The sequence below is a fragment of the Cellulomonas sp. genome (assembly GCF_035634735.1).
GTDB lineage: Bacteria > Actinomycetota > Actinomycetes > Actinomycetales > Cellulomonadaceae > Cellulomonas.
In genome coordinates, this window is the sequence record NZ_DASQCJ010000081.1 from 1 (window position 1) to 12,301 (window position 12,301).

The 12,301-nt window shown below is 75.8% G+C and carries 14 protein-coding genes; 7 read left to right on the forward strand and 7 right to left on the reverse strand.

Annotated elements, in window-relative coordinates; genetic code table 11:
* A partial coding sequence (locus tag VER05_RS07265; protein WP_324844712.1) for a dihydrolipoyl dehydrogenase occupies nucleotides 1–1,053 on the reverse strand: 1,053 nt, incomplete at its 3' end.
* Nucleotides 1,054–1,300: 247 nt separating this feature from the next.
* Between VER05_RS07265 and VER05_RS07270 the strand changes: the two genes are divergently transcribed.
* Complete coding sequence (locus VER05_RS07270) at nucleotides 1,301–1,681, forward strand: oxidoreductase (RefSeq protein WP_324844713.1); 381 nt, start codon at nucleotides 1,301–1,303, stop codon at nucleotides 1,679–1,681.
* Nucleotides 1,682–1,878: 197 nt separating this feature from the next.
* On the opposite strand, the gene VER05_RS07275 is transcribed toward VER05_RS07270, so the two are convergent.
* Entirely contained in the window at nucleotides 1,879–3,372 is a 1,494-nt protein-coding gene (locus tag VER05_RS07275) for a leucyl aminopeptidase (protein WP_324844714.1), read from the reverse strand.
* Nucleotides 3,373–3,412: 40 nt separating this feature from the next.
* On the opposite strand from VER05_RS07275, the gene VER05_RS07280 reads away from it, so the two are divergent.
* The 4 genes from VER05_RS07280 to VER05_RS07295 are packed head-to-tail and all read left to right on the forward strand — an operon-like array spanning nucleotide 3,413 to nucleotide 5,511.
* A complete protein-coding gene (locus VER05_RS07280; protein WP_324844715.1) occupies nucleotides 3,413–3,772 on the forward strand; it encodes a hypothetical protein in 360 nt (119 codons plus the stop codon).
* Nucleotides 3,769–4,197 carry a hypothetical protein gene (locus tag VER05_RS07285; protein WP_324844716.1) on the forward strand — a complete coding sequence of 143 codons (429 nt, stop codon included), beginning with the start codon at nucleotides 3,769–3,771 and terminating at the stop codon, nucleotides 4,195–4,197. The genes VER05_RS07280 and VER05_RS07285 overlap by 4 nt, the downstream gene beginning before the upstream one ends.
* A 10-nt stretch (nucleotides 4,198–4,207) precedes the next feature.
* Nucleotides 4,208–5,269 carry a quinone-dependent dihydroorotate dehydrogenase gene (locus VER05_RS07290; RefSeq protein WP_324844717.1) on the forward strand — a complete coding sequence of 354 codons (1,062 nt, stop codon included), beginning with the start codon at nucleotides 4,208–4,210 and terminating at the stop codon, nucleotides 5,267–5,269.
* On the forward strand, nucleotides 5,266–5,511 hold the full coding sequence (locus VER05_RS07295; RefSeq protein ID WP_324844718.1) for a hypothetical protein: 246 nt from the start codon (nucleotides 5,266–5,268) through the stop codon (nucleotides 5,509–5,511). The genes VER05_RS07290 and VER05_RS07295 overlap by 4 nt, the downstream gene beginning before the upstream one ends.
* Before the next feature lie 57 nt (nucleotides 5,512–5,568).
* On the opposite strand, the gene VER05_RS07300 is transcribed toward VER05_RS07295, so the two are convergent.
* Nucleotides 5,569–6,048 carry a GNAT family N-acetyltransferase gene (locus tag VER05_RS07300; protein ID WP_324844719.1) on the reverse strand — a complete coding sequence of 160 codons (480 nt, stop codon included), beginning with the start codon at nucleotides 6,046–6,048 and terminating at the stop codon, nucleotides 5,569–5,571.
* Between the two features lie 72 nt (nucleotides 6,049–6,120).
* Nucleotides 6,121–7,599 carry a PLP-dependent aminotransferase family protein gene (locus VER05_RS07305; RefSeq protein ID WP_324844720.1) on the reverse strand — a complete coding sequence of 493 codons (1,479 nt, stop codon included), beginning with the start codon at nucleotides 7,597–7,599 and terminating at the stop codon, nucleotides 6,121–6,123.
* 61 nt (nucleotides 7,600–7,660) lie between these two features.
* On the opposite strand from VER05_RS07305, the gene VER05_RS07310 reads away from it, so the two are divergent.
* Nucleotides 7,661–8,380 carry a hypothetical protein gene (locus VER05_RS07310; RefSeq protein ID WP_324844721.1) on the forward strand — a complete coding sequence of 240 codons (720 nt, stop codon included), beginning with the start codon at nucleotides 7,661–7,663 and terminating at the stop codon, nucleotides 8,378–8,380.
* Between the two features lie 73 nt (nucleotides 8,381–8,453).
* On the opposite strand, the gene VER05_RS07315 is transcribed toward VER05_RS07310, so the two are convergent.
* Both VER05_RS07315 and VER05_RS07320 read right to left on the reverse strand, forming a co-directional pair.
* Nucleotides 8,454–9,464 carry an aldo/keto reductase family protein gene (locus VER05_RS07315; RefSeq protein ID WP_324844722.1) on the reverse strand — a complete coding sequence of 337 codons (1,011 nt, stop codon included), beginning with the start codon at nucleotides 9,462–9,464 and terminating at the stop codon, nucleotides 8,454–8,456.
* A gap of 33 nt (nucleotides 9,465–9,497) precedes the next feature.
* Nucleotides 9,498–10,106: a DUF3043 domain-containing protein gene (locus tag VER05_RS07320; RefSeq protein WP_324844723.1), complete on the reverse strand. Its 609-nt coding sequence runs from the start codon at nucleotides 10,104–10,106 to the stop codon at nucleotides 9,498–9,500.
* Between the two features lie 32 nt (nucleotides 10,107–10,138).
* Between VER05_RS07320 and VER05_RS07325 the strand changes: the two genes are divergently transcribed.
* Nucleotides 10,139–11,527 carry a dipeptidase gene (locus VER05_RS07325; RefSeq protein WP_324844724.1) on the forward strand — a complete coding sequence of 463 codons (1,389 nt, stop codon included), beginning with the start codon at nucleotides 10,139–10,141 and terminating at the stop codon, nucleotides 11,525–11,527.
* Nucleotides 11,528–11,645: 118 nt separating this feature from the next.
* On the opposite strand, the gene VER05_RS07330 is transcribed toward VER05_RS07325, so the two are convergent.
* Complete coding sequence (locus tag VER05_RS07330) at nucleotides 11,646–12,245, reverse strand: DJ-1/PfpI family protein (RefSeq protein ID WP_324844725.1); 600 nt, start codon at nucleotides 12,243–12,245, stop codon at nucleotides 11,646–11,648.
* Nucleotides 12,246–12,301 lie beyond the last annotated feature (56 nt).

Here is a 12,301-nt window from a genome sequence, read left to right on the forward strand (position 1 = left end):
CGCGACCTCCGGGTCGGAGTACGTGACGCGCGGGATGCCGGACTCGACGATCGGCTGCGGGTTCAGGCCCGCGATCTCCTCGGCCACGAAGATGCCCTGGGCGAAGCCGCGGTGCGCGAGCTGCAGGCCCGGGACGATGTCCCCGACGGCGTAGATGTTGCCGACGCCGGTGTGCAGGCGGTCGTTCGTGATGACGAAGCCGCGGTCGAGCGTGATGCCCTGCTGCTCGTAGCCCAGGTCGGCGGTGCGGGGGCCGCGGCCGACGGCGACCAGGAGCAGGTCCGCGTCGAAGGTCTTGCCGTCCTCGAGCGACACGTGCACGCCGTTGTCGTCCTGGGTGACGCCCGAGAACCGGACGCCCAGGTTGAAGTTGATGCCGCGCTTGCGGAACTGGCGCTCGAACGCCTTGGACAGCGCCTCGTCCTCGTTCGGGACCAGGTGGGGGAGCGCCTCGATGATCGTGACGTCCACGCCGAACGACTTCCACACGCTGGCGAACTCGGAGCCGATGACGCCGCCGCCGAGGATGATCGCGGACTTCGGCACGTAGTCGAGCTTGAGCGCCTGGTCCGAGGTGATGACGCGGCCGGCGATCTCCAGGCCGGGCAGCGACCGGGCGTAGGAGCCGGTGCCGAGGATGACGTTCCGGCCGGTGACGCGCTCGCCGTTGACCTCGACCGTGTCCTGGGCGACGAGCTTGCCGTAGCCCTCGAACACGGTGATCTTGCGGGACTTGATCAGGCCCTGCAGGCCCTTGTAGAGCCGGCCGATGACCGAGTCCTTGTAGGCGTTCACGCCGTTCATGTCGATGCCCGTGAGCTGCGTCTGCACGCCGAAGTGCGCGCCGTCGCGGGCGTTGTCGGCGAGCTCCGCCGCGTGCAGCAGGGCCTTGGTGGGGATGCAGCCGTTGTGCAGGCAGGTGCCGCCGACCTTGTCGCCCTCGATCAGGGCGACGCTGAGGCCGAGCTGGGCACCGCGGAGCGCAGCCGCGTAGCCGCCACTCCCTCCGCCCAGGACGACGATGTCGAAAGCGGATCCGGTCGTGTCGGACACGTGAAGACTCCTCCGGCGCAGACATAGGGGAACGCGGTTGTTCCTGGGTCATCTTGTCATCCCCGCGTAGGCCGGACGACCCAGATGACCGGGGCCCGCGTGTGATTCTCGGAACAGTCATCCCATGTCTCGGCGTCCGCGGCCGGTGCCGGGGCGGGCGCGGGCGGCCGCGCGGGCACGGCGGGCGCCTGCGTGGCGCCCGGGTGATTCCCAGCCCGGGTCCAGCGTGCGCCGTTACGCTCCCGCCATGGGTCTGTTCTCCCGCCGCCGCCCGGCCCCCGCCGCGCCGGACGCGCCACCGACCGGGCGCGCCGCCCGCGAGGAGATCGTGGAGCACCTCCGCGAGTTCGCGCGCACGCGCGTGGGCGTCGAGGCGTACCTCGAGCCGCAGACGAACGTCACGCAGACGACGCTCATGCTCATCGCGACCGACGGCGAGTGGACGCGCCGCCGCGTGCCCGACGGCCGGGCCGGGTGGGACATCGCGAAGGAGATCGGGATCCCGTTCTACGACGTGCAGAAGACCGGCTACCCCCAGCGGATGCGGGACTGGAACTCGCGGCAGCGCATCGAGCGGGAGCGGGCGGCCCGGGAGCGCGCCGCGCGCCGGGCGGCCGACCCGCGCTGACCCGCGGCCGGGCGGGCCGACCGCTCGCGCCGAGATAGGACCGTTCTGCCGAGATAGGGCCGTCCAGGGTCCTATCTCGGCGTGCGGGTCCTATCTCGGCGAGAGCGCAGCGTCGGCGCCGGACGCACGAGCGCCCGGCGGCCCCGGGGAGGGGGCGCCGGGCGCTCGGGGTCGTGCGGGCGGCCGCGGCCGCGGGGTCAGCGGATCGCGCGGGCCTCGATCAGCGCGAGCATCGTGCGGACGCCCACGCCGGTGCCGCCGGCCGGGGTGTACCCGAACGGCGCCTTCTCGTTGAACGCGGGGCCGGCGATGTCGAGGTGCGCCCACGGCGTCGACCCGACGAACTCCTGCAGGAAGATGCCGGCCGTCAGCATCCCGCCGAACCGGTCGCCGATGTTCGCGAGGTCCGCGACCTTCGACTTCAGGCCCGCGCGCAGGTCGGCGGGCAGCGGCATCGGCCAGAACGCCTCGCCCGCGGCGCCGGCCGCGTCCACGACCTCGGTGCGGGTGGAGTCGTCGCCCATGACGGCGGAGACGCGCGGGCCGAGCGCCACGAGCTGCGCGCCGGTGAGCGTCGCGATGTCGAGCACGACGTCGGGCTTCTCCTCGACCGCGGCGACCAGGCCGTCGGCCATGACGAGCCGGCCCTCGGCGTCGGTGTTGAGCACCTCGACGGTCTTGCCGCCGCGGATGGTCAGCACGTCGGACGGGCGCTGCGCGGTGCCGGACGGCATGTTCTCGGCGAGGCACAGCCAGCCGGTGACGGCGACGGGGAGCTCGAGCCGGGCGGCGGCGAGCACGGTGTGCAGCACGGCGGCGGCGCCGGCCATGTCGGACTTCATCGCGTCCATGCCCGCGGCGGGCTTGATCGAGATGCCGCCGGAGTCGAACGTGATGCCCTTGCCGACCAGCGCGACCTTGGCGGCCGGGCGGGACGGGGAGTAGGACACCTTGACCAGGCGCGGCGGGCGCGCGGAGCCCTGGCCGACGCCGAGCAGGCCGCCGTAGCCGCCGGCGGCGAGCGCCTTCTCGTCCAGGACGGTGACCTTGACGCCCTTGGCGCCGGTGTCCTTGACGGCGGCCTTGGCGGCGTCGGCGAACGCGGCGGGATAGAGGTCGTTCGGGGCGGCGTTCACCAGGTCGCGCACGCCGTGCACGGCGGCGGCCAGCACCTCCGCACGGGCGAGGGCCCTCGTCGCCGACTTGTCGCGGGCGCGGGGGGTGAGCACGGTGATCTCGGCGGCCGGGGCCTTCGCGTCGCCGCCCGAGCGGTACCGGGTGTAGGCGTAGGCGCCGAACAGCGCGCCCTCCGCGACCGCGGCGACCTGCTCCGCGTCCTCGGCCGGCAGCGCGACGGCGACCGACGCGACGCCGGTCAGCTCACGCAGTGCGGCGCCGGCGGCGCGGCGCAGCGTCTCGGCGTCCGGGGCGACCTCGTCGAGCGGGCCGACGCCGGTCAGCACGACCGTCCTCGCGGCGAGCGCGCCCGCGGCGGGGAGCCGCCGGACCTCGTCGACGGCGCCGGTGATGCCGAGCGCGCCGGCGAGGCCGGTCACCTGCTCGACGGTCTCGGCGGGCAGCCAGTCGGCGCCCACGACCCGGGGGCCGGCGGGGCTGCTGGCGACCGCGACGACGAGCGCGTCGGCGGTCTGGCGGGCGGGGTTCGCGGAGGTCAGCGTCACTCGGGGCACCCGCCGATGCTATCGCCGCCGCCGGGTACCGTGGGGCCCCGTGACCCCGCCCCTGCTCTACGCCGTCGCCGCGGCCGCCCTCGCGCTGGCCGCGTGGGCCCTGGTGTTCGCGGTCCGGGACCGCGCCGTGGTGCTCCGGCAGCTGTGGGGCGCGGCGGTCGTCGAGGGGCTGCTGGTGGTCCAGGCCGTCGTCGCGGGCGTGCGCCAGGCGACCGGCACCGTGCCTGACGAGCCGGTGGTGTTCTGGGGCTACGTCGTGACCCAGCTCATCCTGCTGCCCGCGGCCGCGCTGTGGGCGTTCGCCGAGCGCACCCGGTGGTCGTCGGTGGTGCTGCTGATCGCGGCCGTGGCGGTCGCGTTCCTGCAGCTGCGGCTCGACCAGACCTGGGCCGGCGCGTGACGGCAGCCCCCGCGCCCGGTGCCCCGGAGAGCACCGCCTCCGGCCCCGGCCGCGTCCTGGTGGCGATCTACGGCGTCTTCGCCCTCGCCGCGACGGCCCGCGCGGGCTACCAGCTCGTCGCGAAGTTCGACGAGGCGCCGCTGGCGTACCTGCTGTCCGCCCTCGCGGCCCTCGTCTACGTCGTCGCCACGATCGCCCTCGCGACCGACCGCCGCGGGCTCGCCTGGGCCGCCGTCGGGGTGGAGCTCGTCGGGGTGCTGGCGGTCGGCACCCTGTCGGTCGTCGACGCCGGCGACCTGCCCGACCAGACGGTGTGGTCGGTGTACGGCCAGGGGTACGGCTACGTCCCGCTGGTGCTGCCGTTCCTCGGCGTCGCGTGGCTCTGGCACACCCGGTCCCGGCCGTCCGCCTCCGCGGACCAGTAGGTTGGCCGTTGTGTACGGCCTCCTCTTCCGCCAGGTCTTCGCCCGCATCGACCCGGAGCAGGCGCACCACCTGGCGTTCCGCGCCATCCGCGTCGCCTCCCGCGTCCCCGTCCTGAACGGCGCGCTGCGCGCCGCCCTCACCCCGCCGCCGTCCGGCGCGGTCCGGGTGCTCGGGCGCACGTTCCCGTCGCCCTTCGGGCTCGCCGCGGGCTTCGACAAGAACGCCGTGGGCGTCCCGGGGCTGACGATGCTCGGCTTCGGGTTCGTCGAGATCGGCACGGTCACCGCGCACGCGCAGCCCGGCAACGAGGCCCCGCGGCTGTGGCGCGTGCTCGACCGGCGCGGCCTGCGCAACCGGATGGGCTTCAACAACGAGGGCGCGGCGGCGGTGGCCGAGCGGCTGCGCCGGCTGCGCTCGACCGCCTCGGGCCGCGCGCTCGTCGTCGGCGTGAACATCGGCAAGACCAAGGTCACCGCGCCCGAGGACGCCGCCGACGACTACGCCACCAGCGCGGGCCTGCTCGCGCCCTACGCCGACTACCTGGTGGCCAACGTGTCGTCGCCGAACACGCCCGGCCTGCGCGACCTGCAGTCGGTGGACGCGCTGCGCCCGATCCTGCAGGCGGCCCGCGCCGCCGCGGACGAGTCGGCCGCCGCGGCGGGCCGGCCCCGGGTGCCGCTGCTGGTCAAGATCGCCCCCGACCTGGCGGACGCCGACGTCGACGCCGTGGCGGACCTGGTCACCGAGCTCGGCCTCGACGGCGTGGTCGCCGTGAACACCACGATCGCGCACGACCTCGGGCCCGGCGGCCTGTCCGGGCCGCCCCTGCTCGACCGCGGGCTCGTCGTCGTCGCCCGGCTGCGGCACCGGCTCGGCGCGGACCGGGTGGTGATCGGCGTCGGCGGCATCACCACCCCGGCGGACGCGCGCGCCTACCTGGCCGCGGGCGCCGACCTGGTGCAGGGCTACACCGGCTTCATCTACGAGGGCCCGTTCTGGGCGTCCCGGATCGGCCGGGCGCTCGCACGCGACGCGGCGGCCCGCGCGGCCACCCCGGCGGGTGCCGCGTGACCGCCCTGCACCCGCAGTGGGCGTGGGAGCTCGCGGGCGCGTCCGGCGAGGTGCTCGACCGCCCGCTGTCGCCCGTGTTCGGCACCCGGTACGACGCCGAGGAGTGGCTCGGCGCGCACTGGCGCACGCTGCGGGACCAGGGCGCGCGCACGGCGGTGCTGCGGAACGACGGCGCGCTCGTGCCGCCGGCGTACGACCTCGGGGCCGTGCCGGAGCAGATGACGGCGCGGCCGCGGGACTGACGGCGCGACCCGGGTCGGGTGGGCGCGCCGGGTCCGGTGCGGTGATCCCGCGCGGGCTCAGCCGACGGGTCGGAACCCGAGCGAGTCGTAGAGCGCGCGGGCGCCGGGTGCCGCGTCGTCGACTCGGAGGCCCAGGCCGGTCCGGCACCCCGACAGCGCCGCCTGGACGAGCGACCGGCCGATGCCGCGCCGCCGCATCCCGGGCACGATGAACAGGTCCGTGACGAAGGGACCGCGCGGCACGTCCGGCCAGGGGGCGTCCGTCACCGTGATGACGGCACCGACGATCTGCCCCTCCGCGCGCGCGGCGACGCACCCGGCGGTGAGCCAGCGGCCGTACTCGCCGCGCCAGGCCGCGAGGACGTCGGCGGCCGCCCCGGCCGGGGGCATCTCGTCCGGCGTGCCCCGGTAGGCGCGCCAGTAGGCGTGCCCCACCTCCGCGAGGTCGGGCTCGCCGATCGGCCGGAGGTCGATCCCGGGTGGCGGGACGGGCGACGCGTGGCCGGCCGGCTCCGAGACCATCAGGGTGTTCGCCACGCCCGCACCGTACGGTCGCCCCCGCGGCGGGTCCACCCGTTATCCGGCCGCCGCGGTGCCCGCGCCGCGCGCTCAGACCAGTCCCGGCACCGCCGCGGCGGTGCCGGCGCCGACCGCCCCCGCGTCCGCGCGCCCCGGCGCGCCGAGCGCCGCCCACGCCAGTGCCAGCCCGTCGACCGCCCGGCGCAGCTCGTCGGGCTCGACGGTGAACGGCAGCCGCAGCCGGTCCTCGAGCCCGCCGTCCACCCCGAACGCCGGGCCGGGCGCCACCCGCACGCCGTGCGCCAGGGCGAGCGCGCTCAGCGCCGACGACACCGGCGCCCCGAGGTCGACCCACAGCGCCTGGCCGCCCCGCGGGACCGCGAACCGCCACCCGGGCAGCCGCTCCGCGAGCAGCGCGACCAGCAGGTCCCGGCCCGCGCGCAGCCGGTCCCGGCGCTCGGCCAGGGGCGCCTCGCCGAGCCGCAGCAGCTCCACGGCGACCAGCTGGTCCAGCACCGCCGTGCCGAGGTCCGCGCTCCGTCGCGCCAGGGCCAGCCGGGCCACGAGGTCCGCCGGCCCGCGCAGCCAGCCGACCCGCAGCCCGCCCCAGTGGCTCTTGGACATCGACCCGATGGCGACCACCCGCGGCGCGTGGCCGTCGCCGGCGAACGGCTCCGGCGCCGGGCCGTCGAGCGTGAGGTCGGTCAGCACCTCGTCGCCCGCCACGACGGTGCCGGTCCGCCGCGCGAGGGCCCGCACCCGCTCCCGCGCGGCGCCGTCCAGCGTCGCCCCGGTGGGGTTGTGGTGGTCCGGGATCAGGTAGACCAGCCGCGGGGCGACCTGCCGCACCGTCGACTCCAGGAGGTCCAGGTCGGTCCCGTCCCGCCCGGTCGGCACCGGCACCGGCCGCGCGCCGACCGACCGCGCCGCGTCGATGGCGTGCGGGTAGGTGGGCTGCTCGACGACGACCCGGTCGCCCGGGCCGGCGTGCGTCCGCATGAGCAGCGCGATGGCGTGCTGGGCGCCGGTCGTGACCAGCACCTGGTCCGGGGTCGTCGGCGTGCCGCGGGCGGTGTACCGGTCGGCGATCGCCGCGCGGAGCACGTCCAGGCCGAGCGGCGCGTAGCCGTGGCCGGCGTGCCGGGGCAGCGCGTCGACCGCGCGCCGGGCCGCGTCGTGCAGCTCGCGCGGCGCGGGGCACGCCGCGATCGTCAGGTCCACGACCCCGTCCGTCGCGAGCGGCCGGTGCAGGGGGAGCGCGGCGCCGCCGCGGGCGCGGTCGCCGGGCAGCGCGGTCACGGTGCCGGATCCCTGGCGGCTCACCAGGTACCCCTCGTCGCGCAGCAGCCCGTACGCTCCCGAGGTCGTCGTGCGGGACACCCCGAGCACGTCGGCCAGCTCCCGCTCCCCGGGTACGCGGGTGGCGAGCGGCAGGTCGCCGGCGAGGATCGCGCGGCGGACGGCGTCGGCGAGCGCGGCGTACGCGGGGCCGGGGCGCCGCCAGCTCCCGAGCACGGCGGACAGCCCGGTGCCGCCGATCCGACGGTCGGACACGAGGAGCGTGGACATGAGGCCACTCTTGCGGAAGTGGCTATCGAAGGGAAGGCCGGTCGGCGCCGATGATGAGTCCGTGACCGCGAAGCCCGATGCCACCGCCGCGACGGTGGCCGCCCCCGACCCCGCGCCCGCCGGCGCCGCCCCGCGCCGCCCGGCCCACGCCGGACGCCGCGCGACCCAGCTCGTCGGCGGCCTCGTCCTGTACGCCGCCTCGATCGCCCTGCTCGTGCACACCGGGCTCGGCAACATGCCCTGGGACGTGCTGAGCCAGGGCGTGTCCCGGCAGGTCGGCTGGTCGCTCGGCACGGTGACGATCGTGCTCAGCGTGCTGATCCTCGGGGCGTGGTGGCCGCTGCGGCAGCGGCCCGGCATCGGCACGGTCGCGAACGTGGTGCTGATCGGCGTCCTGATCGACCCGTTCCTCGCGCTGCTCGACCTGCTGCCGGACGCGCTGCCCCTGGCCGCCCGGGTCGGGATGGTGCTGGCGGGCATCGTGCTCAACGGGCTCGCCTCGGCGCTGTACATCGGCGCCCGCCTCGGCCCGGGCCCGCGCGACGGGCTGATGACCGGCCTGGTCGCCCGCACGGGCTGGCCGGTCGGGCCGGTGCGGATCGCCATCGAGGTGACCGTGGTCGCCGTCGGCTGGGCGCTGGGCGGGACGCTCGGGTTCGCGACGCTGGCCTACGCGCTCGGCATCGGGCCGCTGATCCACTGGCTGCTGCCGCGGCTGACGGTCCCGGTGCCGCCCGCGGTCGCCGCCGCGGAGCCGGCCGAGCCGGGGGAGGGCCGCTAGGGCCGCGCTCCCGGAGACGACCGCAGGGCCGGCACCCCCGAGGGGGAGCCGGCCCTGCGGTCGTGCGGGGACGTCAGCGCGAGGCGGGCGAGTTCTTCGCCGTCTCCGCCGGGTCCGCGATCACGGCGTCGCCGAGGATCTCGTCGATCCGCGTCATCAGCTCGGCCGGGATCTCGACCCCGGAGGCCTTGACGTTCTCGGTGACCTGCTCGGGGCGCGAGGCCCCGATGATCGCCGCGGCGACGTTCGTGTTCTGCAGCACCCAGGCCACCGCGAGCTGCGCGAGCGACAGCCCGAGCTCGTTCGCGACCGGGGTGAGGTCCTGCACGCGCTCGAGCACGTTCGGCTGGTCCAGGAAGCGCTTGATGGTGTTCGCGCCGCCCTTCTCGTCCGTCGCGCGCGAGCCCTCGGGCAGCGGCTGGCCCGGCTTGTACTTGCCGGTGAGCACGCCCTGCGCCACGGGGGACCAGACGATCTGGGACACGCCCAGCTCCTCGGACGTCGGGACGACCTCGGGCTCGATGACCCGCCACAGCGCGGAGTACTGCGGCTGGTTCGAGATCAGCTGGAAGCCGAGCTCCTTCGACAGCGCGTGGCCCGCGCGGATCTGGTCCGCGGTCCACTCGGAGACGCCGATGTAGAGCGCCTTGCCGGAGCGGACGACGTCGGCGAACGCCTGCATCGTCTCCTCGAGCGGCGTCGCGTGGTCGTAGCGGTGCGCCTGGTACAGGTCGACGTAGTCGGTCTGCAGGCGCTGCAGGGAGCCGTCGATCGACTCCATGATGTGCTTGCGGGACAGGCCGGTGTCGTTCGGGCCCTTGGGGCCGGTCGGCCAGTAGACCTTCGTGAAGATCTCCAGCGACTGCCGGCGCTCGCCCTTGAGGGCCTCGCCGAGCACCTCCTCGGCGACCGTGTTCGCGTAGACGTCCGCGGTGTCGAAGGAGCTGATGCCGGCGTCGAGCGCGGCGCGGACGCAGGCGGTCGCGGCGTCGTTCTCGACCTGCGAGCCGTGCGTCAGCCAGTTGCCGTAGGTGATCTCGGAGATCTTGAGGCCGGAGCGGCCCAGGTGGCGGTAGTTGACCATGCCACCACCCTAGGACGGTCTAGGGGCGCCGGCTCACTCGGGGTAGTCGCCGTGCTTGACCTGCGGCTTCGGCAGCCGGGCGCGGCGGATCTGGAACACCCGGGTGACGGCGTACATCATCAGCCCGCGCTGCTGGCCCGCGTCGCCGAACTTGGCGGTGAGCCGCTTGCGGAGCTTGCGCCACATGATGATGACGTCGACGACCATGCCGATGATGAACAGGTAGAGCACGACCAGGCCCAGGAACGCCAGCTCCGGGCTGACCGACGTCAGCAGCATGTTGAGCAGCAGCATGACGATCGCGACCGGCAGGAACAGCTCGCCGAGGCTCCACCGGGCGTCGACGTACTGCCGGATGTACCGGCGCACGGGTCCCTTGTCCTTGGCGGGCATGTACCGCTCGTCGCCGGTCTGCATCGCGCTGTACTGCTTGTCGCGCTCGGCGCGCTGGGCGGCGCGCGCGTCCTTGGCCGCGGCCTTGCGGTCCTGGGGCACGAGCGGCCGGCGGTTGGCGGCCTCGGCCGTCTTCCGCCTGGGGGTGGGGCGGCCCTTCCCGGCCTCGATCAGGCCCGGGGTCTCCTCGACGAGACCCGGGGTGGCCTGCTCCGCGGGGGAGGTGCTGTCCTTGCTGCGTCCGAACACCCCTCCAGGGTAGTCGAGTAGCGTGGCGATCCGTGACAGAGCCCACCGCCACCCCCGCTGCCTCCCCGTCCGCCGTCGCCGACCTGCGGGCCCGCGTCGCCGCCGCCTTCCCGGGCGTCCGCGCGGACCTCGAGGCCCTCGTCCGCGTGCCGAGCGTCTCGAACGCGGACTTCGACCAGGCGCACGTCGCCGCCAGCGCCGACCACGTCGCCCGCCTGCTCGGCGAGGCCGGCCTGCCCGAGGTGCAGATCCTCTCGGTCGAGCGCCCCGACGGCACCCCCGGCGCCCCCGCGGTCGTCGCCCGCCGCCCGGCCCCGGCCGGCGCGCCCACCGTGCTCCTCTACGCGCACCACGACGTGCAGCCCCCGGGCGCCCGCGAGGACTGGGACACCGAGCCGTTCGAGCCGACCGAGCGCGACGGCCGGCTGTTCGGCCGCGGCGCGGCGGACGACAAGGCCGGCGTCGTGGCGCACCTCGGCGCGCTGCGGGTGCTCGGCGAGGACCTGGGGGTCGGCGTCACGGTGTTCGTCGAGGGCGAGGAGGAGGTCGGGTCGCCGTCCTTCACCCGGTTCCTGCACACGTACGCCGACCTGCTGCGCGCCGACGTCATCGTGGTCGCCGACTCGTCGAACTGGAAGGTCGGCGTCCCCGGCCTGACCACGTCGCTGCGCGGCCTGGTGGACCTCGAGGTCGAGGTCGCCGTGCTGGACCACGCGGTGCACTCGGGCATGTTCGGCGGCCCGGTGCTGGACGCCGTCACCCTGCTGTCCCGGCTGATCGCCACGCTGCACGACGACGCGGGCGACGTCGCGGTCGAGGGCCTGGTCACGGCCGCTGACCCGACCGTCGACTACGACGAGGCCGCGTTCCGCGCCGACGCGAGCGTGCTCGACGGCGTGACCCTGGCCGGCACCGGCCCGCTCACCGCGCGGCTGTGGACCCGTCCGACGATCGCGGTGATCGGCCTGGACGCGCCGCGCGTCGCCACCGCGTCGAACACCATCGCGCCGAAGGCCACCGCCAAGCTGTCGATGCGCATCGCGCCCGGGCAGGACCCGGCGGCGGCGCTGGCGGCCCTGCGCGCGCACCTCGAGGGCCACGCGCCGTTCGGCGCCCGGGTCACGGTCCGCGACGGCGAGCTGGGCAAGCCGTTCCAGGCGCCGGCCGACTCCGCCGCGATGCAGGCCGCGCGCGCCGCGTTCGCGGACGCCTGGGGGACCGAGCCGGTCGACATCGGCATCGGCGGGTCGATCCCGTTCATCGCCGACCTGCTCGAGGTGTACCCCGACGCGGCGATCCTGGTGACCGGCGTCGAGGACCCGGACTCGCGGGCGCACGGCGCGAACGAGTCGGTGCACCTGGGCGAGCTGGAGCGCGTGGTGCTCGCCGAGGCCCTGCTGCTGGCGCGCCTGGCGGTCTGACGGCCGGGGTCGGGCCCCGAGTGGAAGGTTGTGACCGACACGCCGCCGGCGTGTCGGTCACAACCTTCCACTGTCAGGTGGATCGCCGGCTACGGGCCGTCCGTGCGCCCGAGTCTCGTCAGACCGGCGGGGCCGGGTCGTACTGGATGCCCCGGCGCACGGCCCGGGCGGCGTCCGGCGACTCCAGCCGCGCCACCAGGTGCAGCGCCATGTCGATCCCGGCGGACACGCCCGCGCTCGTCACGACGTCGCCGTCGTCCACGAACCGCGCCTCGGTGTCGACCAGCACGCTCGGGTCCAGCTCGGCGAGCTCGTCGACCGCGGCCCAGTGCGTCGCCGCCGGGCGCCCGGCCAGCAGGCCGGCCGCGGCGTAGACCAGCGCGCCGGTGCACACGGACGTCAGCAGCGCGGTCTCCCGGCGCAGGTCCCGGACCCACGCCAGGTGCTCCGCGTCCCGGGCCAGCGCGCGGGTGCCGCGGCCGCCCGGGTGCACCAGGACGTGCAGCGGGCCGACGTCGTCCCGCGAGGCGTCCGGCACCAGCCGCAGCCCCTTCGCGCACCGCACGCCCGACCCGTCGGCCGAGAACGTCACGACCTCGGGCCGCAGCGCGGAGTGCGCCGCCCACGCGGCCAGGACGTCGAACGGCCCGACCACGTCGAGCTCCTCGGCGTCGTCGAACACGACGATCCCGACCCGTAGCGGGTTCCCGGTGCCCACGAGCGTCCCCTTCCCTCGGGCTGACCCGCCCGGCCGGGCGGGCCCGACCCCCAGGG